At 60.8% G+C, this 22,659-nt stretch carries 16 protein-coding genes; 13 read left to right on the top strand and 3 right to left on the bottom strand.

What is annotated here, in order from left to right:
- The first annotated feature begins 2 nt into the window (after positions 1-2).
- Positions 3-1,166: a gamma-butyrobetaine dioxygenase gene (locus ABIA48_RS16925; protein WP_429490105.1), complete on the top strand. Its 1,164-nt coding sequence runs from the start codon at positions 3-5 to the stop codon at positions 1,164-1,166.
- Positions 1,167-1,561: 395 nt separating this feature from the next.
- Positions 1,562-1,828 carry a hypothetical protein gene (locus ABIA48_RS16920; RefSeq protein WP_429490103.1) on the top strand — a complete coding sequence of 89 codons (267 nt, stop codon included), beginning with the start codon at positions 1,562-1,564 and terminating at the stop codon, positions 1,826-1,828.
- An 86-nt stretch (positions 1,829-1,914) separates the two neighbouring features.
- Here ABIA48_RS16920 and ABIA48_RS16915 read toward each other — a convergent pair whose 3' ends face one another.
- Positions 1,915-3,018 (bottom strand): GlxA family transcriptional regulator, encoded by a 1,104-nt coding sequence (locus ABIA48_RS16915; protein ID WP_007975492.1) that lies wholly within the window; start codon positions 3,016-3,018, stop codon positions 1,915-1,917.
- Positions 3,019-3,540: 522 nt separating this feature from the next.
- Positions 3,541-4,917 carry an L-serine ammonia-lyase gene (locus ABIA48_RS16910; RefSeq protein ID WP_429490101.1) on the bottom strand — a complete coding sequence of 459 codons (1,377 nt, stop codon included), beginning with the start codon at positions 4,915-4,917 and terminating at the stop codon, positions 3,541-3,543.
- 435 nt (positions 4,918-5,352) lie between these two features.
- On the opposite strand from ABIA48_RS16910, the gene ABIA48_RS16905 reads away from it, so the two are divergent.
- From ABIA48_RS16905 to choV, 3 genes are all read left to right on the top strand, one after another.
- A complete protein-coding gene (locus ABIA48_RS16905) occupies positions 5,353-6,300 on the top strand; it encodes a choline ABC transporter substrate-binding protein (protein WP_277532542.1) in 948 nt (315 codons plus the stop codon).
- A 66-nt stretch (positions 6,301-6,366) separates the two neighbouring features.
- Positions 6,367-7,212 carry a choline ABC transporter permease subunit gene (choW, locus tag ABIA48_RS16900; protein ID WP_277532544.1) on the top strand — a complete coding sequence of 282 codons (846 nt, stop codon included), beginning with the start codon at positions 6,367-6,369 and terminating at the stop codon, positions 7,210-7,212.
- A complete protein-coding gene (gene choV, locus ABIA48_RS16895; protein WP_277532546.1) occupies positions 7,209-8,387 on the top strand; it encodes a choline ABC transporter ATP-binding protein in 1,179 nt (392 codons plus the stop codon). Before choW ends, choV begins: the two co-directional genes overlap by 4 nt.
- A 216-nt stretch (positions 8,388-8,603) precedes the next feature.
- Here the strand turns inward: choV and ABIA48_RS16890 are convergent, their stop codons facing one another.
- Entirely contained in the window at positions 8,604-10,544 is a 1,941-nt protein-coding gene (locus ABIA48_RS16890) for a BCCT family transporter (RefSeq protein WP_238540686.1), read from the bottom strand.
- A gap of 381 nt (positions 10,545-10,925) precedes the next feature.
- Between ABIA48_RS16890 and betI the strand changes: the two genes are divergently transcribed.
- The 8 genes from betI (at position 10,926) to ABIA48_RS16850 (ending at position 22,427) form a co-directional block, all read left to right on the top strand.
- A complete protein-coding gene (gene betI, locus ABIA48_RS16885; RefSeq protein ID WP_429490098.1) occupies positions 10,926-11,519 on the top strand; it encodes a transcriptional regulator BetI in 594 nt (197 codons plus the stop codon).
- Between the two features lie 62 nt (positions 11,520-11,581).
- A complete protein-coding gene (betB, locus tag ABIA48_RS16880; protein ID WP_204929422.1) occupies positions 11,582-13,054 on the top strand; it encodes a betaine-aldehyde dehydrogenase in 1,473 nt (490 codons plus the stop codon).
- Positions 13,055-13,238: 184 nt separating this feature from the next.
- Positions 13,239-14,939 (top strand): choline dehydrogenase, encoded by a 1,701-nt coding sequence (betA, locus tag ABIA48_RS16875; protein ID WP_429490096.1) that lies wholly within the window; start codon positions 13,239-13,241, stop codon positions 14,937-14,939.
- Between the two features lie 258 nt (positions 14,940-15,197).
- Positions 15,198-16,640, top strand: coding sequence for a TldD/PmbA family protein (locus ABIA48_RS16870; RefSeq protein ID WP_429490094.1), 1,443 nt, complete (start codon positions 15,198-15,200; stop codon positions 16,638-16,640).
- On the top strand, positions 16,640-17,977 hold the full coding sequence (locus ABIA48_RS16865; protein WP_429490092.1) for a TldD/PmbA family protein: 1,338 nt from the start codon (positions 16,640-16,642) through the stop codon (positions 17,975-17,977). Before ABIA48_RS16870 ends, ABIA48_RS16865 begins: the two co-directional genes overlap by 1 nt.
- A 133-nt stretch (positions 17,978-18,110) precedes the next feature.
- Entirely contained in the window at positions 18,111-19,538 is a 1,428-nt protein-coding gene (gene mdtD, locus ABIA48_RS16860) for a multidrug transporter subunit MdtD (RefSeq protein ID WP_429490090.1), read from the top strand.
- Between the two features lie 230 nt (positions 19,539-19,768).
- A complete protein-coding gene (gene dbpA, locus ABIA48_RS16855; RefSeq protein ID WP_230853210.1) occupies positions 19,769-21,106 on the top strand; it encodes an ATP-dependent RNA helicase DbpA in 1,338 nt (445 codons plus the stop codon).
- A 142-nt stretch (positions 21,107-21,248) separates the two neighbouring features.
- A complete protein-coding gene (locus ABIA48_RS16850; protein WP_429490088.1) occupies positions 21,249-22,427 on the top strand; it encodes an NAD(P)/FAD-dependent oxidoreductase in 1,179 nt (392 codons plus the stop codon).
- Positions 22,428-22,659 lie beyond the last annotated feature (232 nt).

Here is a 22,659-nt window from a genome sequence, read left to right as displayed (position 1 = left end):
CCATGAACACCGCCGCTGCATTTGCCGACTTTCGTACTTACCCGTTGATCAGCGCGCTGACTGGCGTGCAGACCCTGGCCGACCGTGTTCTGGTGAAGTGGGCCGACGATCGCGTCAGCCCTTTCCACCATCAATGGCTGCGGGACAATTGCCCGTGCCCGCAGTGCGTCTACACCGTAACCCGCGAACAAGTGCTGGAAATCGTCGATGTGGCTCATGACCTGATGCCCGATAACGCCCGTATCGACAGCGATGGTTGCCTGACGGTGGATTGGCAGGACGGCCACTGCAGTCGCTTCGACCCTGGCTGGCTGCGCGCCCATGCCTACGACGACGAGTCACGCGCCGAACGCCTGGCAGGCAAACCGAAAGCCAGGCTCTGGCACAACGATTTGCAGTTGCCGGTGTTCGAGTATCCAGCACTGATGAACGACCCTGACGCCTTGTTGCAATGGTTGTTGGCGGTGCGCGATGTCGGATTGACCCAGGTGCGTGGTGTGCCCACCGAGCCCGGTTCGCTGAAACTGATCGCCCAACGGATTTCCTTCATCCGCGAGAGCAATTTCGGCGTGCTGTTCAACGTGCAATCCAAGGCCGACGCCGACAGCAACGCCTACACCGCGTTCAACCTGCCGCTGCACAGCGATTTGCCAACCCGGGAGTTGCAACCTGGGCTGCAATTTTTGCATTGCCTGGTCAATGACGCCGAGGGTGGCGAGAGCATTTTTGTCGACGGTTTTGCCATTGCCGACGCCTTGCGCCGGGAAGACCCCGAATCCTTCAAAAGCCTCTGCGCAATCCCCGTGGAGTTTCGCAACAAGGACCGCCATAGCGACTACCGCTGTCTCGCCCCGATCATTGCCCTGGACGCGTTGGGGCAGGTGTCGGAAATCCGCATGGCGAACTTTCTGCGCGGGCCGTTCGATGCAGCGGTGGAGCAGATGCCCAAGCTGTATCAGGCCTACCGGCGCTTTATCGCGATGACCCGCGAGCCCCGATTCAGATTGATGCAACGGCTCAATCCCGGTGAGCTGTGGTGCTTCGACAACCGTCGCACCCTCCATGCCCGCAACGCCTTCGACCCCGCCACCGGGGCACGGCATTTCCAGGGCTGCTATGTCGACCGGGATGAGTTGTTGTCACGCATCCTCGTATTACAGCGCTAGACCGCGTCATCGTTCATCGCGGGCAAGCCACGCTCCCACAGGATCGAGATCACCTCAGGTTTGGTGAACGACGCCAAACCTGTGGGAGCGTGGCTTGCCCGCGATGGCGTCAGTACCAGCACCTCATATGTCCCTGATTCATAGACAAAAAAAAAGCCCCGATCAAGCCGTGACAGGATCGAGGCAGAGGGTACTGTTGAGGAGCTGCCGTGCGAGGGTGACCAAACCTTCGTGAAGCGAGCTGAGCCCAGTGTGCCCACTCCTCCGCACGGCAAGTTAGCCGAAAACGACCTGTTCATAGGTATTGCGGCCATTGCGACAATTCGCCCTTGCCGCCACCTTGTGGCCCTACCAGAATCGAGCCACGACACCGTTCCCTGAAGAAGGATTGCGTCATGATGCACGCTGATTTGATAGACCAGGAAGACCTGTTGGGCCAGCTCAAGTCGCTGGGGTTTCAAGTGCCGAGCGGCGCCACGGCCGAGCAGGCTTGCGAGTGCGCGGTACGAGGTTTGAACAATGAACGGGCGATAGTGCTGCGCACCATGGTCAAGCAGATGTACACCAGCAGCGCGACCATCCTGCCGGCGGTGCGCCAGGCGATCGACAAGCAGTTGTTGCCGGCGTTGGCGGAATATCAGCAGAGCCACCCAAGCCGATAAAAAGCTTTCGCGAGCAAGCCCGCTCCCACAGTTGGAATGCATTCCAACTGTGGGGGCGGGCTTGCTCGCGAATGTAGCGCCTCGGTTTAAAGCCTTACGCTGGCAAACGTCGACTCATTGCGCGCCTGGCTCAGCGCCGACAACGGCCCGGACAACGGCGACAGCACCAGCGCCTGTGGCAACGGCATCATCGCCACTTGCTGGGTAGTGTTGGAGCCTACGCGCTCATCACGCGGTGGAATGCCGAAGTATTCGCGGTAGCACTTGGAGAAGTGCGGCGTGGATACGAAGCCACACACCGATGCCACTTCGATGATCGACATCGGCGTTTGCTTGAGCAATTGCCGGGCGCGGATCAGGCGCAGCTTCAGGTAGTAACGCGACGGCGAGCAGTGCAGGTATTTCTGGAACAACCGCTCGAGCTGCCGACGGGATACCGCGACATACACCGCCAGTTCGTCGAGGTCGATCGGCTCTTCGAGGTTGGCTTCCATCAAGGCAACGATTTCCTGCAACTTCGGCTGGTTGGTGCCGAGCATGTGCTTGAGCGGCACACGCTGGTGATCCTGCTCGTTGCGGATGCGCTCGTAGACGAACATTTCCGAAATGGCCGCCGACAGTTCACGACCGTGATCGCGGCTGATCAGGTGCAGCATCATGTCCAGCGGCGCGGTGCCGCCGGAGCTGGTGAAACGGTTACGGTCGAGGGTGAACAGACGGGTGCTCATGGCCACCCGCGGGAAAGCTTCCTGCATCGCTGCCAGACACTCCCAGTGCACGCTGCAATCGAAGCCGTCGAGCAGGCCGGCGCAGGCCAGGGCCCAGCTGCCGGTGCACACCGCGCCGAGGCGGCGGGACTGGCGGGCCTGGCTTTGCAGCCAGGACACGTGCTCGCGGGTAACAGTGCGCTGGATGCCGATACCGCCGCACACGATGACGGTGTCCATTGGCGGGGCTTTGTGCATGGAAGCGTCGGGGGTGATCTGCAGGCCGTCACTGGCCCAGACCTGGCCGCCATCGACGGTGAGGGTGGTCCAGCGATAGAGCTCGCGACCGGACAACTGGTTGGCCATGCGCAGGGGTTCCACTGCGGAGGCCAGAGAAATCAGCGTGAAATTGTCCAGCAGCAGAAAGCCGATGGATTGAGGCGCACGGTTCTGGGGTTGGGCCCCGGAGTTGAACGTCGTCATCGCGGTATCTCCTCACACAAAGCGGGTGATGGCCTCAGGCGGAGGCTCTTTTTATTGCCATCGTTCTCGCGTGGGAGACGGGCTTTGTAATGACAGAGCAAATGCCATGCCTAATTTTGAATGCGCGTTCAATAACTCCTAAAAACGACGTCGGAATGTGTCTATATATGACTTGCAAGGAGTGGGGATTTAAATGGCCATCAGGGCTGGCAAGCACCCCGGCCCACGAGCTGTGAGCAATTCGGTAGCACTTGTGGGAACGGTGTTGCGCCGCGTCGGAAAGGAGTGTCACCGCAGGCACGGGTGACGAGTGGTCGAGAGCTTTATGGCGCCCGATCAGCGGCCAGGCGATTTATCTGGGAGCGACGCGCTAAAAGGTGGCACGTTTTAATCCGGGTGTTCACTTAGCGCGCAGTTTTGACTGGTCTGGCCCCTTCGCGAGCAAGCCCGCTCCCACCTGTGGAATGCATTCCCCTGTGGGAGCGGGCTTGCTCGCGAAGTATGCGACCCGGTATTACTGACTCAACACTCCACCGCACTCACCGCCAACCCACCCCGCGATGTCTCCTTATATTTGTCATGCATGTCGGCACCGGTATCGCGCATGGTACGGATCACCCGATCCAGCGAAATAAAGTGCTGGCCATCGCCCCGCAATGCCATTTGCGCAGCGTTGATTGCTTTCACCGCGGCAATCGCGTTGCGCTCGATGCACGGCACCTGGACCAGTCCACCCACCGGGTCGCAGGTCAGGCCGAGGTTGTGCTCCAGACCAATCTCCGCCGCGTTGCACAGTTGCTCTGGCGTGGCGCCAAGGATTTCCGCCAAGCCGGCCGCCGCCATGGCGCAGGCCGAACCGACTTCGCCCTGGCAGCCGACTTCGGCCCCGGAGATCGAGGCGTTCTTCTTGCACAGGATTCCCACCGCCGCCGCACTGAGGAAGTAGTCGACGACATTGGCGTCGGTCACGGCTTCGCTGAACTTCATAAAGTAATGCAGCACTGCCGGAATGATCCCCGCCGCGCCGTTGGTCGGTGCCGTAACCATGCGCCCGCCAGCGGCGTTTTCTTCGTTGACCGCCAGGGCGAACAGGTTGACCCATTCCATGGCGCTCAAGGTCGAGCCGATCACGTTGGGTTTGTTCAATTCCTGCAAGCTGCGATGCAGCTTGGCCGCGCGGCGACGCACGTTCAGGCCACCGGGCAAGATGCCTTCGTGCTTCAGTCCTTGTTCGACGCAATCCTGCATCGCGCGCCAGAGCTTCATCAGGCCGCTGCGGATCTCCTCTTCGCTGCGCCAGACTTTCTCGTTGGCCATCATTAATTCAGCCACACGCAGGTTGTGCTGCTTGCACAGCTGCAACAGCTCGGCGGCACTGGAAAAGTCATAAGGAAGTACGGTGCGATCCAGATCCACGACACCGCTGGAGGCTTGCGCCTCATCGACGACAAAACCGCCGCCGACCGAATAGTAGGTGTCGCGATGCAATTCGCCGTCATCACCTTCGACAACCAGGGTCATGGCGTTGGGGTGGAACGGCAGGTTTTCGTCGATCAGGCGCATGTCCCTGGCCCAGATAAACGGGACCGACAAGCGACCGTCGAGCAACAACGTATGGGATTCACGCAAGGCCTGGATACGAATGCCGATTTGCGACGGGTCGATCGCATCCGGCCACTCGCCCATCAAGCCCATGATCACGGCATTGTCGCTGCCGTGGCCGATACCGGTAGCCGACAACGAGCCGAACAGCTGGACTTCGACTCGCCGCACCTGCTCCAGCAACCCTCGCTCGCGCAAGCCCTGCACAAACAACGCCGCCGCCCGCATGGGCCCCACGGTGTGCGAACTGGAAGGACCGATGCCGATTTTGAACAGGTCGAAAACACTGATAGCCATGACTGCCGAACTCCTGAATGGGCCCACTGCGCACGCGAGAGCGCACGGTGACGGAGCTGCTACGCTCAAGCTGCAATCCGCCGGGATGACCGCATCATCAAGCTTTTATCGTGTTGTTCGACGTCTCTAACCGACGCACTCATGCCCACCAACGCCGCGTGTCTTTTACGCCGTGTTTTCGCCGTTTTTTTGCGGTTCAGAGGGGGAAAAAGGGCTGAAAAAATCTGTAAACGACGTCACCGACACTGGATGCGACCATCCCTGTACTGGATACGACGCACCCTGTAGGCGTCAGATTTTCACTGGTACATGATCATATCGACTCGATTGCAAGGCGCAGTGGTAGAGCTGTCTCCAGAACGCCATCCAACCGCAACCTATAAGTGCGGTGGTCCAGTCGGAACACTGCCAAAAAAAACACCAAGGAGTCCATCCATGAAAGGTTCCCCGTCGTTGTTGTTGGCCGCCATGCTTAGTCTGCCGGTTCTGGCGCAAGCCGCAGAACCGGCGCAGTGCAGCACCGTAAACTTCTCCGATGTCGGCTGGACCGACATCACCGCGACAACTGCGACCACCAGCGTCGTGCTCGATGCCCTCGGCTACAAGACCAAGACCACCATGATTTCCGTGCCAGTGACCTACAAGTCCCTGGCCGACGGCAAGAACATGGACGTGTTCCTGGGCAACTGGATGCCGACCATGGAAAACGACATCAAGGCCTATCGCGACGCAGGCACCGTGGATGTCGTGCGCACCAACCTCAAGGGCGCCAAGTACACCCTCGCCGTTCCCCAGGCGCTGTACGACAAAGGGCTGCATGACTTCGCCGACATTGCCAAATTCAAGAAAGAACTCGACGGCAAGATCTACGGCATCGAGCCGGGCAACGACGGCAACCGCCTGATCCAGTCGATGATCGACAAGAACGCCTTCGGCCTCAAGGACGCCGGCTTCAAGGTCGTCGAGTCCAGCGAAGCCGGCATGCTGTCGCAGGTCGACCGCGCGCAGAAACGCGACACCGCCGTGGTATTCCTCGGCTGGGCGCCGCATCCGATGAACAAGCGCTTCAAGATTCAATACCTGACCGGTGGTGATGACTTTTTCGGCCCGGATTTCGGTGCCGCCACCGTGGCGACCAACACCCGCAAGGGTTACACGCAGGAATGCAGCAACGTCGGCCAGTTGCTGAAGAACCTGGAGTTCACCGTCGACATGGAAAGCTCGCTGATGGGCAACATCCTGGACGACAAGATGAAGCCTGAGGCGGCCGCCAAGGCCTGGCTGAAAAACAATCCACAGGTGCTCGATACCTGGCTCGCTGGCGTGACCACCATTGACGGTAAACCAGGCCTGGAGGCCGTGAAAGCCAAACTGGCCAAGTAATCGCTTATGCCGGATGGCCTCGGCCGTCCGGGCTGTTTATTTCCTTGCATGCGGACGTTCACTACCATGCTGATTGATCAGAAAATCCCCTTAGGCCAGTACATCGCGGGCTTCGTTGAATGGTTGACGCAACACGGCGCCAGCACCTTCGACGCAATCGCCGTGACACTGGAAACGATGATCCACGGCGTGACGTTTGCGCTGACCTGGTTCAACCCGCTGGTATTGATCGGCGTAATCGCACTACTGGCACACTTCATTCAACGCAAATGGGGCCTGACCGCGTTTGTCGTTGCCTCCTTTCTGCTGATCCTCAATCTGGGGTACTGGCAGGAAACCATGGAAACCCTCGCCCAGGTGATGTTCGCCACCCTGGTCTGCGTGGTCATTGGCGTGCCTCTGGGCATCGTCGCCGCGCACAAGCCGATGTTCTATACTTTAATGCGTCCGGTACTCGATCTGATGCAGACCGTACCGACGTTCGTGTACCTCATTCCTACCCTGACCCTCTTCGGTCTGGGTGTGGTTCCGGGTCTGATCTCCACGGTGGTGTTTGCGATTGCCGCGCCCATCCGCCTGACCTACCTGGGTATCCGCGATGTTCCGGAAGAGTTGATGGACGCCGGCAAGGCCTTTGGCTGCTCGCGCCGTCAGTTGCTCTCGCGAATCGAACTGCCCCACGCCATGCCAAGCATCGCGGCCGGCATCACCCAGTGCATCATGCTGTCCCTTTCGATGGTGGTGATCGCGGCACTGGTAGGTGCCGATGGCTTGGGCAAACCGGTGGTCAACGCACTGAACACTGCTGATATCGCCCTGGGCTTCGAAGCAGGCCTGGCGATCGTACTGCTGGCGATCATGCTCGACCGTATCTGCAAACAACCCGAAGCCAAAGTAGGGGGTGATGCATGAGCATTATTCGCTTTGATAACGTTGACGTTATCTTCTCCAAGGATCCACGCGAGGCGCTCAAGCTGCTGGATCAGGGCATGACCCGCAACGAAATCCTGAAAAAGACCGGGCAGATTGTCGGCGTTGAAAAAGCCAGCCTGGATATCGAGAAAGGTGAGATCTGCGTACTGATGGGCCTTTCCGGCTCCGGTAAATCCAGCCTGCTGCGCTGCATCAACGGCCTCAACACCGTCAGCCGCGGCAAGCTGTTCGTCGAGCACGAAGGCAAGCAGATCGACATTGCGTCCTGCAGCCCGGCAGAACTGAAAATGATGCGCACCAAGCGCATTGCGATGGTGTTCCAGAAGTTCGCCCTGATGCCCTGGCTGACCGTTCGCGAGAACATCAGCTTCGGCCTGGAGATGCAGGGTCGTCCCGAGAAGGAACGCCGCAAGCTGGTGGACGACAAGCTTGAGCTGGTGGGTCTGGCCCAGTGGCGCAACAAGAAACCCAATGAGCTGTCCGGTGGTATGCAGCAACGCGTGGGCCTGGCCCGCGCACTGGCGATGGACGCCGACATCCTGTTGATGGACGAACCGTTCTCGGCCCTCGACCCGCTGATCCGCCAGGGGCTGCAAGACGAGCTGCTGGAACTGCAACGCAAGCTGCACAAGACCATCGTCTTCGTGAGCCACGACCTCGATGAAGCGCTGAAACTGGGCAGCCGTATTGCGATCATGAAAGACGGCCGGATCATCCAGTACAGCAAGCCGGAAGAAATCGTCCTCAACCCTGCGGACGACTATGTGCGGACCTTCGTGGCCCACACCAACCCGCTGAACGTACTGTGCGGCCGCAGCCTGATGCGTACGCTGGACAACTGCAAGCGCATCAACGGTTCGGTGTGCCTCGATCCGGGCGGCGATTCGTGGCTGGACCTGGCCGAAGGCAACACCATCAAGGGCGCACGCAAGAACGGTTCGTCAATGGACCTGCAGAACTGGATTCCGGGGCAAGCCGTCGAAGGCCTGGAACGCAAGCCGACGCTGGTGGACTCCAGTATCGGCATGCGCGATGCGCTGCAGATTCGTTATCAGACCGGTAACAAACTGGTGCTGCACGACAACAACCACGTAGTGGGGATTCTGGGCGACAGTGAGCTGTATCACGCACTGCTCGGCAAGAACCTGGGGTAAGACAGCAGAAACAAAAACGCCGCGATAAGATCGCGGCGTTTTTGTTTGTGGGGTATCGGGTCAAACAGCTTTGCGGCTGATGGCCCCTTCGCGAGCAAGCCCGCTCCCACATTCGACCGCATTCCTCTGTTAGAACTCGGTCACCTGTGGGAGCGGGCTTGCTCGCGAAGGACGCAACGCGGTGCTTCAGACAGAAACACCGCGCCCTGTTGCTACTTAGCTGTAAACCCGGCCAAGGAGCTGCCGATGGCTTTCAAACTGATCGAGCACGTCACGGGTGATCTGATCCTGGGTGAAGCCCATCAAATCGTAGTCCTGGCTGCCGTTGTGCAGGTACACCTCGGCACGGTAGTAACGCTGACGCGCCTCATCGGACTGAGCCGATTCGGTCGGCGTGGCCAGGTAACCGTCCAGGCTCACTTCGTAGACGAAAGGGTTGCCCTCTTCCATCTCGACCCGTACGCCCATGCAACGCTTGGACTTACCCAGCAGCGTCTGAACCTCCAGACCTTGAGCACGCATTTGCGCCGTTGCATCTTGCAATGCCGGGCTGACATGCTTGTCCATGAAGCGCTGAACGATCGACTGGCTCGGTTGCAGGTCCAGTTGGGTCAAACGCTCGCTGAAACCACGACGACCGCGTGCCGCCAGTTCCGCTTGCTCCTGTTCGATCTGCACGTCCTGGCGCATGGCCTTGTGCAAGCCGAACATGAAAAACACCAGCACCACCGAGAACGGCAGACCGGCCAGCACCACCATGGTTTGCATGGCTTCGAAGTTGCCGGCGAACAGCAGGCCGATGGTCACCAGGGTGATCACCACCGACCAGAAGATCCGCAGCCAGTGCGGCGCGTCTTCATCGACGGTACCGCCCTTGCAAGACAGGTTGGCCATCATCACCGCGCCGGAGTCCGCCGGGGTCAGGAACAGCACGAAACCGACAAAGATCGACACGCCGATGACAACTTTCGACGCCGGGTAATGCTCAAGCAATTGATAGATCGCCATGGACGGCTGTTCCAGCGCCGTCTTCCCGAGCTCCACCGCCCCGTGATTCATCACCAGGTCCAAAGCCGAGTTACCGAAGATCGACAGCCACGCCAGGGTGAAGCCCAGTGGAATCAGCAGCACGCCGGCTACCAGTTCGCGCACGGTGCGACCACGGGAAATACGTGCGATGAACATGCCCACGAATGGTGCCCAGGAAATCCACCAGGCCCAGTAGAACAGGGTCCACAGGCCCAGCCAGCGGTCGGACTTCTCACTGTCGCCTTCGTACACATAGAGGTCGAAAGTCTTCAGCACCACGCCGTTCAGGTAGTCACCGACGTTCTGCACGAAACCGTTGAGCAGGTGCAGGGTCGGCCCGAACAACAGGACGAAAATCAGCAGGCCGCTGAACAGCACGATGTTCAGGTTGGACAGACGACGGATGCCGTTTTCCACGCCCGACACAGCAGCGATGGTCGCCACGGTGCTCATCACGATGATCACGATCAGCAGGTTGGTGTTGCTGTGTTCCATGCCGAACAGGTTTTCCAGCCCCGACGACACTTGCAGCGAACCAATCCCCAGGTTCGTCACCAGCCCCAGCAGGGTCACGAACATGCCGAAGCCATCCACCGCATGCCCGGCCGCGCCCTTGACCCAACGCTCGCCCACCAGCGGATACAACGCCGAACGCAACGCCAGCGGCTGATTATGACGGTAAGCGAAGTACGCAACGGCCAGACCGACTAGTGCGTAAATCGCCCAGCCGTGCAGGCCCCAGTGCAGGAATGTCAGCTGTACGGCCTGACGGGCGGCAAGGTTGCTGCCGGCCACGCCTTCCGGCGGGTTGAAGTAGTGGTCCAGCGGCTCGGACGCACCGAAGTACAGCAACGAGATGCCGATACCCGAGGAGAACAGCATCCCCGCCCAGGCGCCGTAACTGAAGTCCGGGGTGTCGTCCTTGCTACCCAGTTTCAGCTTGCCGTAGGACGAAAACGCCAGGCCGACAACGAAAATCAGGTAGGCGGCAATCACCACCATGTAGTACCAGCCAAAGCTGCGGGACAACCAGGCTTGCGCCATACCCAGCATTCTGCCGGCCTCTTGCGGGGCGATGATCAGAATGGCGGTCAACAACAGAATCAACGCGGTAGAGGTGTAGAACACCCAACCGTTGACCGTCACCTTCTCGGGTGGGGTCTTTATTAGCGAGGCAGAACTCATGGCACAGATGCTCCGGGCAGTGCGAGAGAAGAACGCAAGACAAACGAGTTACCCGACCAATCGGTTAGTGGGCAGCCGACCGGCGGGTGATATAAAGACAGCCCGAAAAAAGCCCGAAACCCCTGGAGCGCCGTGGCGCGTAGGTTTCGAGCAATTTCGGAAGTCGTTTTTTCCGCCGCCACATGTAGGAAAAATCTGTAAGCAGCGACGATTTGTCGCAGATCTTATTCTTTGTTGATTGAACGTTCAATCAAAACAAAATAGACTGGCCTTCAACCCGGTAGCCGTCCTGCGTCCACCGGAAGGCCTAAGGAGATGTGCAAGATGCCCAAGGTCGGTATGCAACCCATCCGCCGCCAGCAATTGATCGAAGCCACTTTGCAGGCTGTCGATCGGGTCGGAATGGGGGACGCCAGCATTGCGCTGATCGCCCGTTTGGCCGGTGTCTCGAACGGCATCATCAGTCATTACTTTCAGGACAAGAACGGCCTGATCGCCGCCACCATGGGGTACCTGATGACCGTCCTGAGCGAGAACGTCACCTCGCGCCGTCAGGCGCTGACAGATGACAGCCCGCGGGCGCATCTGCAGGTGATCATCGAAGGCAACTTCGACGCCAGCCAGGTCAATGGCCCGGCAATGAAAACCTGGCTGGCCTTCTGGGCCACCAGCATGCACCAGCCGTCTTTGCACAGGTTGCAGCGGATCAACGATCACCGTCTGTATTCCAACCTGTGCTGCCAGTTCCGCCGCGTGCTGCCGCTCAATGATGCGCGCAGCGCCGCCCGGGGCCTGGCAGCGTTGATCGACGGTTTATGGTTGCGCGGTGCGCTGTCGGGAGATGCTTTCGACACCGAGCAGGCGCAACAGATCGCTTACGAATACATGGATACCCAACTGGCCAAGCGGGTGAGTTAGAGCACACATAAACGCTCAACCACCGAACCGCGCCAGCCACTTAATGCTCTTGCGAGGACTTTATGGCCCGTTTCGAACTGCAAAAACTCTACATCGATGGCGCGTACAGCGACGCCAGCAGCGACGCCACTTTCGAAGCCATCAACCCGGCTAACGGTGAAGTCCTCGCAAAAGTACAACGCGCAACCAAGGAAGACGTAGAGCGCGCCGTAGTCAGCGCCGAAAAGGGCCAGAAAATCTGGGCTGCGATGACCGCCATGGAGCGTTCGCGCATCCTGCGTCGTGCCGTGGAAATCCTGCGTGAGCGCAACGACGAACTGGCCGCCCTGGAAACCCTGGACACCGGCAAGTCGTACTCTGAAACCCGCTACGTCGACATCGTTACCGGCGCGGATGTACTCGAGTACTACGCAGGCCTGGTACCGGCCATCGAAGGCGAGCAGATTCCGCTGCGCACCACTTCGTTCGTCTACACCCGTCGCGAGCCGCTGGGCGTTGTGGCCGGTATCGGCGCGTGGAACTACCCGATCCAGATCGCCCTGTGGAAATCCGCACCGGCCCTGGCCGCCGGCAACGCGATGATCTTCAAGCCAAGTGAAGTCACCTCGCTGACCACCCTGAAACTGGCCGAGATCTACACCGAAGCCGGCCTGCCAGCAGGCGTGTTCAACGTCCTGACCGGCAGCGGCCGCGAAGTCGGCACCTGGCTGACCGAACACCCGCGCATCGAGAAAGTCTCGTTCACCGGCGGCACCGACACCGGCAAGAAAGTCATGGCCAGCGCTTCGAGCTCTTCGCTCAAGGACGTGACCATGGAACTGGGTGGCAAATCCCCGCTGATCATCTGCGACGACGCCGACCTCGATCGCGCCGCCGACACCGCGATGATGGCCAACTTCTACAGCTCCGGCCAGGTCTGCACCAACGGCACCCGCGTGTTCGTACCGGCCCACCTGAAAGCCGCTTTCGAAGCCAAGATCGTTGAGCGCGTTGCACGCATCCGCATCGGCAACCCGGAAGACGAAAACACCAACTTCGGCCCGCTGGTCAGCTTCGCCCACATGGAAAGCGTGCTGGGCTACATCGCCAAGGGCAAGGAAGAAGGTGCACGCCTGCTGTGCGGCGGCGAACGTCTGACTGACGGCGAATTCGCCAAAGGTGCGTTCGTGGCCCCGACCGTGTTCACCGACTGCACCGACGACATGACCATCGTCCGTGAAGAAATCTTCGGCCCGGTGATGGCGATCCTCACCTACGAAACCGAAGAAGAAGTGATCCGTCGCGCCAACGACACCGAATTCGGCCTGGCCGCCGGTATCGTCACCCGCGACCTGAACCGCGCGCACCGCGTGATTCATCAACTGGAAGCCGGTATCTGCTGGATCAACGCCTGGGGCGAGTCTGACGCGAAGATGCCGGTTGGCGGCTACAAGCAGTCGGGTGTCGGCCGCGAAAACGGTATCAGCTCGCTGAACAACTTCACCCGCATTAAATCGGTACAGGTCGAGCTGGGCGATTACGTCTCGGTGTTCTAAGACCCGAGACCGGTATTGCTCGCGAGGGCCTCTTCGCGAGCAAGCCCGCTCCCACAAGGGACCCGTGGCGGACACAGATCCTGTGTATACCAAAGATCAAATGTGGGAGCGGGCTTGCTCGCGAATCGAGTGCACAGCACTCGCCATGGCCTGACCTGAACCAACTTCAAAGAGGGTGCATCCAATGTCCCAAGAATTCGACTACATCATCATCGGTGCCGGCTCGGCCGGTAACACCCTGGCAACCCGCCTGACCGAAGACGAAGGCGTCACCGTCCTGCTGCTGGAAGCGGGCGGCCCGGACTACCGCCTCGACTTCCGCACTCAGATGCCGGCCGCCCTGGCGTTCCCGCTGCAAGGCCGTCGCTACAACTGGGCCTACGAAACCGATCCAGAGCCACACATGGACGGTCGTCGCATGGAATGCGGTCGCGGCAAGGGCCTGGGCGGCTCCTCGCTGATCAACGGCATGTGCTACATCCGCGGTAACGCCATGGACTACGACGGCTGGGCAAAACTGCCAGGCCTGGAAGACTGGACCTACCTCGACTGCCTGCCGTATTTCCGCAAGGCCGAGACCCGCGACATCGGCCCGAACGACTACCACGGTGGCGATGGCCCGGTCAGCGTGACCACACCGAAAGCCGGCAACAACCCGTTGTTCCACGCCATGGTTGAAGCCGGCGTACAGGCCGGTTACCCGCGCACCGAAGACCTCAACGGCTACCAGCAGGAAGGCTTCGGCCCGATGGACCGCACCGTGACGCCGAAAGGTCGTCGTGCTTCCACCGCCCGCGGTTACCTGGACGTGGCCAAGAAGCGTTCGACCCTGACCATCGTCACCCACGCCCTGACCGACAAGATCCTGTTCGAAGGCAAGCGTGCGGTCGGCGTGCGTTACCTGGTGGGCGCGGCTGAAGAACGTGTTGAAGTCAAAGCGCGCAAGGAAGTGCTGCTGTGCTCCGGCGCCATCGCTTCGCCGCAGATTCTGCATCGCTCCGGCGTCGGCCCGGCCGAGCTGCTGAACAAGCTCGACATTCCGGTGGTCCACGACCTGCCGGGCGTTGGTGAAAACCTGCAGGATCACCTTGAGCTGTACCTGCAATACGCTTGCACCCAGCCAGTCTCGCTGTACCCGTCGCTGCTCCTGCACAACCAGCCGGCCATCGGTGCCGAGTGGCTGTTCAACGGCACCGGCATCGGCGCGAGCAACCAGTTCGAAGCCGGCGGTTTCATTCGTACCCGTCCGGAATTCGAATGGCCGAACATCCAGTACCACTTCCTGCCGGTAGCGATTAACTACAACGGCAGCAACGGTGTAAAAGAGCACGGCTTCCAGGCACACATGGGCTCCATGCGTTCGCCAAGCCGTGGTCGCATCCAGGCCAAGTCCAAGGACCCGCGCCAGCACCCGAGCATCCTGTTCAACTACATGGCCACCGAGCAGGACTGGCAGGAATTCCGCGACGGCATCCGCCTGACCCGTGAAATCATGCAACAGCCTGCACTGGACGCTTTCCGTGGTCGCGAGATCAGCCCGGGCATCGAGGTGCAAACCGACGAGCAACTGGACAAGTTCATCCGCGAACATGCTGAAACCGCGTTCCACCCGTCCTGCTCGTGCAAGATGGGCACCGACGACATGGCCGTGGTTGATGGCGAAGGTCGCGTGCATGGCATGCAAGGCCTGCGTGTCGTCGATGCCTCGATCATGCCGATCATCACCACCGGCAACCTGAACGCACCAACGATCATGATGGCCGAGAAAATCGCCGACAAGATCCGTGGTCGCAAGCCATTGCCGCGCAGCACAGCCGCCTATTATGTGGCGGGTGGGGCGCCGGTGAAGGGCAAGCCGGTGCGGGAAGTGAACCAGACGGCGTAAGGCGTTACACCGCGTCACGGCCCTTCGCGAGCAAGCCCGCTCCCACACTGGATCTGGATGTACTGAAGATCCAGTGTGGGAGCGGGCTTGCTCGCGAAGAGGCCCGGTCAGGCAACAACTCTCCCCCGGCAATCACTCGCAAATCCGATCCAAACTTGATCCTCCCCCCTCGCAAGCCTAATCTAGCGCCACGCAATCGTTTCCCCCCTCCCCTCGCTGTACCGCTTCGCCGCAACTCCACTCCAAGGAGGTTCACGAATGTTCGATTTCCATCCCCAGCTCAAGCAGCGCTTCGCTGCCTTGCGCACGGGGGCCGAATTCTTTTCCCTGCGTTATGTGCGCGAATCCGGGCAGTACCTGTCGGTGCGCAAAAACGTCGCCGAACCGCCAAGCCTGAGCCGTGACGAAGGGGCGATGCTGACCGTGCGAGTCAATGGCGTTGAGGCCTATGCGGCGACCAACGATTTGTCGCAACAAGGCCTGCAAACCGCCCTCGAACGTGCCGAACGCCAGGCCCGTCGACTCAAGCCGCACGCCTTGCTGGACCTGCGCGAGCAGGCTGTTTCCAGCGACCGCGCCGATTACTTTTCACCCAACCTCGACCAGGCCTTCCCGCCCCTGAGCGACTGCTACCAACTGCTCGGCGCCGAGTCGGCCGCCGTGCCCAAGGACGAGCGCCTGGTGAACTGGCAAGTCAGCCTTGGCATCACCCACGTCGAGCAGATCTACCTCAACAGCGCCGGTGCCGAACTGCGCCAGGCCCAACGTTTTGTCTACCCCGGCCTGGACGTCACGGCCTACGACGGCAACGATAGCCAGACCCGCAGCCTTGGCCGCGAGAACTTCGGCCAGCAAGGCGCGGCGGACGTCATCAGCCGCTGCGGCCTGATCGGTGCCGGCGCCCAGGTGGCCGATCAGGCCCTGCAATTGCTCCTGGCGCCGAACACCCCGCAAGGCACGCGCGACCTGCTGCTGATGCCCGACCAGATGATGCTGCAAATCCACGAGTCCATCGGCCATCCGCTGGAGCTGGACCGCATCCTCGGTGACGAGCGCAACTACGCCGGCACCAGTTTCGTCAAAGCCAGTGATTTCGGCAGCCTGCAATATGGCTCCAGCCTGCTCAACGTGACCTTCGACCCGGACATCCCCGAAGAACTCGCCAGTTACGGCCATGACGACGACGGCACACCTGCCAGCAAACAGTTCCTGATCCGTGAAGGCCTGTTACTGCGCCCGCTGGGCGGTGCATTGTCGCAATTCCGGGCCGGCATGGACGGTGTCGCCAATAGCCGCGCCTGCGGCTGGAACCGCCCGCCCATCGACCGCATGGCCAACCTCAACATCGAACCGGGCGACCGGTCCATTGAACAACTGATCGGCGGTATCGAACACGGCGTGCTGATGTCGACCAACCGTTCATGGTCGATCGATGATGCCCGCAACAAATTCCAGTTCGGCTGCGAGTGGGGCCAACTGATCGAAAACGGCGAACTCAAGGGCGTGGTGAAGAATCCCAATTACAGGGGCATCTCCGCACAGTTCTGGAAAAGCCTCAGCGCTGTCGGCGATGCCAGTACCTTCAAGGTCCTCGGCACACCGAACTGCGGCAAGGGCGAACCGAACCAGGTGATCCGCGTCGGCCACGCGTCGCCGGCCTGCGTGTTCAGCAACGTTGATGTATTCGGAGGAGACGCCTGATGAATCCTTCAAAAAGCCAGGCCGAGTCGTTCAAGGCGTTGGTCGACAGCCTGCGTGCAGCGCTTCACGAGCCCGAGCAGTTCACCCTCAGCTACGCCGCCGAGTCATCGGCCTTCGTGCGCTTCAACCACGCCAGGGTGCGTCAGGCCGGTCAGGTGCAGCAGGCGAATATCGGCCTGAAACTGATCAACGAAGGCCGGCATGCCGACCTGAACATCACCCTGGCCGGTGATCCCCAGGTTGATCTGCAACGTTTGACCGAAGGCCTGCAACAGCTGCGGGAAACCTTGCCGCTGCTGCCTCAGGATCCTTATTTGCTGCTCAACCACAATGGCTGGCAGAGTAACAATGTGCAGACGCACCCGCTGCCGGACACCGAGCAAGTGGTCGCTGAAATCGCCCAGGCTGCCGAAGGCCTGGATCTGGTCGGTTTTTATGCTGCCGGGCCTATCAGTCGCGGCTTCGCCAGTTCTTCGGGCGCTTTCGGCTGGCATCAGGCCAACAGTTTCAACTTCGATTTCAGTCTGTTTCACGAGAACGGCCAAGCGGTGAAAGCCAGCTACGCCGGGCACGACTGGAGCAGCGAAGGCTTTGCCAAACGCTTCCAGCAAGCCCGCGAGCAGCTGGAGTTTCTGGGTCGGCCATTGCGGACGCTGGCCCCCGGTCAATACCGCGCCTACCTGGCGCCAGCCGCGCTGGAGGAAATCATGGGCATGTTGTGCTGGGGTGGTTTCTCGGCACAGTCGATTGCCAGCAAAAGCAGCCCGCTGCAAAAACTTTACGGCGGTGACAGCGCTTTCAGTCCGCTGGTCTCGCTGGATGAAAAAGTCAGCGGCTCGCTGAGCCCGGCGTTTTCCGATGAGGGTTATCCGCGCAGCGACCTGGGGTTGATCGTCGACGGCAAGGCCGGGGCGCAACTGGTCAGCTCGCGCAGCGCCGCGGAATACGGTTTGACCGCCAATGGCGCCAGCGGTGGCGAATCACCGAGCGCACTGAACATGAAAGCCGGGGTATTGCCTGACGCCGACATTCTCAAGCAACTGGGCACGGGGTTGTACATCAGCAACCTGTGGTACCTGAACTTCTCGGATCAACCGGCCGCACGCCTGACCGGCATGACGCGGTTTGCCACGTTCTGGGTCGAGAACGGCGAGATTCAGGCACCGGTCAGCACCATGCGCTTTGATGACAGCGCCTTCAGCCTGCTCGGTTCGCAACTGGAAGCGCTGACCGAGGAGCGGGAGTTGTTGTTGTCGGCGAGCACCTACAGCCAGCGGGCCACGGCCTCGGCGTTGTTGCCGGGGGCGCTGGTCAGCCGATTGACCCTGACGCTGTAAACGCAATACCTGTGGGAGCGGGCTTGCCCGCGAAAGCGGTAGGTCAGTCGACCTTGATGTTGGATGTGACGACCTCTTCGCGGGCAAGCCCGCTCCCACAGGGTCCGGTTACCTGACCACCACAAGAGGTCCCATGCCCAACCGCCCACCTCTCGATCCTGTCACCGCCCGCTGGGTGCCGTGGGTCGTCGCCATTGCCTTCTTCATGCAGTCCCTCGACGGGACGATTCTCAACACCGCCCTGCCGGCCATGGCCCTCGACCTGGCCGAAGACCCATTGCGTATGCAGGGCGTGATCATCGCCTACATGCTCACGGTCGCCTTGCTGATTCCCGCTTCTGGCTGGATCGCCGACCGCTTCGGCACCAGGAAAATCTTCTTCAGTGCGATTTTGCTGTTCAGCCTCGGCTCGCTGCTCTGCGCTTTGTCGACCAGCCTGACCCAGTTGATCGGCGCCAGGGTGATTCAAGGTCTGGGCGGCGCGTTGATGCTGCCGGTCGGACGGCTAGTGGTGTTGCGCGCCTACCCACGCTCGGAGCTGGTGCGAATCATGGGTTTCATCACCATTCCCGGGCTGCTCGGCCCCTTGATCGGCCCGACCATGGGCGGCTGGATGGTGCAATACCTGACCTGGCACTGGATCTTCCTGATCAACCTGCCGGTGGGTCTGGTCGGTTGCTACGCCGTGTGGAAATTCATCCCGGACCTGCGCGGCTCCGAGCGCACCCGTTTCGACGGTTTGGGTTTTATGCTATTCGGCGCGGCGATGATTCTGATCACCATCGCCATGGAAGGCCTGGGCGAATTGCACCTGCCGCACCTGCGGGTGATGTTGCTGCTGTTCGGCGGCATGGCTTGCCTGGCGGCGTACTGGCTACGCGCCGGGCATATCGAAAACCCGTTGTTCGCACCGTCGCTGTTCAAGACCAGGACCTTTGCCGTCGGCATTCTCGGCAACCTGTTCGCCCGTCTCGGCAGCGGCGCCCTGCCCTTTCTGGTGCCGTTGCTGCTGCAAGTGGCGCTGGGCTATTCGCCGTCCCAGGCCGGGATGAGCATGCTGCCGCTGGCGGCGGCGGCGATGATCGCCAAGTGGGTAGCGCGGCCGCTGATCGAACGCTTGGGTTATCGCATCGTGCTGACCGGCAACACCCTGGCGCTGGGGATCATGCTGGCGAGCATGGGCCTGGTCAGCGAGCAGACGCCGTACTGGCTGCTGCTGTGCCTGCTGGCGATCCTTGGCGCGATCAACTCCTTGCAGTTCACCGCGATGAATACCGTGACCCTGATCGACCTCGACGACGCCAGCGCCAGCAGCGGCAACAGCCTGCTGTCGGTGGTTGCGCAACTGTCCCTGAGCCTCGGCGTGGCCTGTGCCGGTGCGCTGCTCGGGGGTTTCACAGCGGAGATTGGAAACGATGGCGTGGACACGGTGCTGGGCGCGTTCCAACTGACATTCGTCACCGTCGGAATCATGGCGATGCTGGCCGCGACGATTTTCTCGCAACTTTCGCCGAAGGACGGACGACGAGTGGTCAGTCGCGAGCACGACATAGAGCACTGACGTGTAGCAGCTGCCGAGGCACGAGGCTGCGTCGGGCTGCGTAGCGGCCCCGGAGGGCGGTCCTGCGGACACGCAACGCAGCCTCGTGCCTCGGCAGCTGCTACGACTATTCGTCCAGAATTTGCAGGTGAAGAGCACGGGACTGGTACACTGCGCGACATTTTGTTTTGCAGGCCAGTCCCGTGACCACCATCGCCACCGAATTTAATACTTTGCCGCTGTCCGCCGCCATGCTGGCTAACCTCGACTCCCTCGGTTATGCCCAGATGACGCCGATCCAGGCGCAAAGCTTGCCGGTGATCCTCAAGGGGATGGACCTGATCGCCCAGGCCAAGACCGGCAGCGGCAAGACCGCTGCCTTCGGCATCGGCCTGCTGAACCCGATCAATCCGCGCTACTTCGGTTGCCAGGCACTGATCCTGTGCCCGACCCGCGAGCTGGCTGACCAGGTCGCCAAGGAAATCCGTCGTCTGGCCCGTGCCGAAGACAACATCAAGGTCCTGACCCTGTGCGGCGGTGTGTCCCTCGGCCCGCAGATCGCCTCGCTGGAACACGGCGCGCACATCATCGTCGGCACCCCGGGCCGGATTCAGCAGCACCTGCGCAAGGGTTCACTGGTGCTCCATGGCCTCAACACCCTGATCCTCGACGAAGCCGACCGCATGCTCGACATGGGTTTCTACGACTCCATCGAAGAAATCATCATGCAGGCCCCGGAGCGTCGCCAGACGTTGCTGTTCTCCGCCACTTACCCGGTGGGCATCAAGCAGCTTGCATCAAAATTCATGCGCAACCCGCAGCAGGTGAAGGCCGAGGCGTTCCACGACGACACACAGATCGAGCAGCGCTTCTACGAGATTTCCCCGGATGACCGCATGAGTGCGGTGACCAAGGTGCTTGGCCACTTCCGTCCGGCATCCTGCGTGGCCTTCTGCTTCACCAAGCAACAGGTTCAGGAAACCGTCGATCACCTGACCGCCAAAGGCATCTCCGCCGTCGGCCTGCACGGCGATCTGGAACAGCGTGACCGCGACCAGGTGCTGGCGATGTTCGCCAACCGCAGTACTTCGGTACTGGTCGCCACCGACGTCGCCGCCCGCGGCCTCGATATCGATTCCCTGGACATGGTGATCAACGTCGAGCTGGCCCGTGATTCGGAAATCCACATCCACCGCGTCGGCCGTACCGGTCGCGCCGGTGAGAAAGGCCTGGCAATCAGCCTGGTGGCGCCGTCCGAAGCACAGCGTGCACAAGCCATCGAACAATTGCAGAAAACACCGCTGACCTGGGACCAGGTGGACAACCTCACCTCCAAGGGTGGTGGCCCGCTGCTGCCGCAGATGAGCACCCTGTGCATCGCTGCCGGCCGTAAAGACAAGGTTCGCCCGGGCGACATTCTTGGCGCACTGACCGGTGACGCCGGCATCCCCGGTGCCCAGGTCGGCAAGATCGCGATTTTCGACTTCCAGGCCTATGTGGCCGTGGAACGCGGCGTCGCCAAGCAGGCCTTGCAGCGCTTGAACGACGGCAAGATCAAGGGCCGTTCGTTGCGCGTGCGTATCCTGTAAGAACGACGTATATCCCTGTGGGAGCGAGCTTGCTCGCGATGGCGGACTGTCAGACAACAACCATGTTGAATGTGCCGGCCTCATCGCGAGCAAGCTCGCTCCCACAATTGTTTTTGTAGTGACACATTTAGAGGACACCGTTTTGCGCTCTACCGAAGTCGTGATCATTGGCGCTGGCGCCGCAGGGTTGATGTGTGCACTGACCGCCGCCGGACGCGGGCGCAAGGTGCTGCTGCTCGACCATGCCAACAAGGCCGGCAAGAAAATCCTGATGTCGGGCGGTGGCCGCTGTAATTTCACCAACATGTACACCGAACCGGGCAATTTCCTTTCGCAGAACACGCATTTCTGCAAATCCGCCCTGGCCCGTTACACCCAGTGGGATTTCATCGGCATGGTGGCCAAGCACGGCGTGCCATACCACGAGAAAAAACTCGGCCAGTTGTTCTGCGATAACAAATCCAGCGACATCCTCGAAATGCTGCTGAACGAGTGCGATCAGGTCGGCGTCAGCCTGCACCTGGACACCTCGATCCAGGCGATCGAGAAGCTTGAAAATGGCTATTTGCTGGACACGACACTCGGCCAATTGACGTGCGAATCCCTGGTGATCGCCACCGGCGGCCTGTCGATCCCGACCCTGGGCGCCACCGGTTTCGGTTACCAGGTGGCCAGGCAGTTCGGTCACGAGCTGCTGCCGACCCGCGCCGGTCTGGTGCCGTTCACCATCACCGATCAGCTCAAGGCCTTGTGCACCGAGTTGTCCGGTACGTCGGTGGATTGCCTGGTCAGCTGCAACGACCAGAGCTTTCGCGAGAACATCCTGTTCACCCACCGCGGCCTCAGCGGCCCGGCGATTTTGCAGATCTCGTCCTTCTGGGAGTCCGGCGATACCGTCGAGATCAACCTGCTGCCCGATCATGACGTGCCGCACTGGCTGCAACAGCAACAGGCCGAACGTCCCAACAGCGAGTTGAAAACCCTGCTCGGGGAAATTTTCACCAAGAAGATGGCCAACCTGCTGGCGGACAACTGGTTCGTCTCCAAACCGATGAAGCAGTACACCCACGCGGAACTGGCCGATATCGCGGAAAAACTGGCGAGCTGGAAAGTCGTGCCGGCGGGCACCGAAGGCTATCGCACCGCCGAGGTGACCCTGGGCGGCGTCAACACCAATGAAGTGTCGTCCAAGACCATGGAGTCGCTGAAAAGCCCGGGCCTGTACTTCATCGGCGAAGTACTCGACGTGACCGGGCATCTGGGCGGCTTCAACTTCCAGTGGGCGTGGGCCTCCGGTTACGCGGCGGCGCAGTACGTCTGACAAACACAAATCAAAATGTGGGAGCGGGCTTGCTCGCGAAGGCGGTGTGTCAGTCGACATGGATATCGGCTGACAGATTGTATTCGCGAGCAAGCCCGCTTGTGTCTAGATCTAGGGATAAGCTCTGGGGTGAGAGAGGTGAATGGCAAGCTGTGAGTCCGCAGTGCTAAAAGCACGTGTGGGAGCCAAGCTGCCATCCACCTTTCCACTCTGGCCCATAAGCCCGAACAGT

Origin of the sequence: Pseudomonas sp. S30_BP2TU TE3576 (assembly GCF_050436025.1) — a bacterium.
Lineage (GTDB): Bacteria > Pseudomonadota > Gammaproteobacteria > Pseudomonadales > Pseudomonadaceae > Aquipseudomonas.
This window is presented reverse-complemented; position numbering and strand designations above follow the sequence as displayed.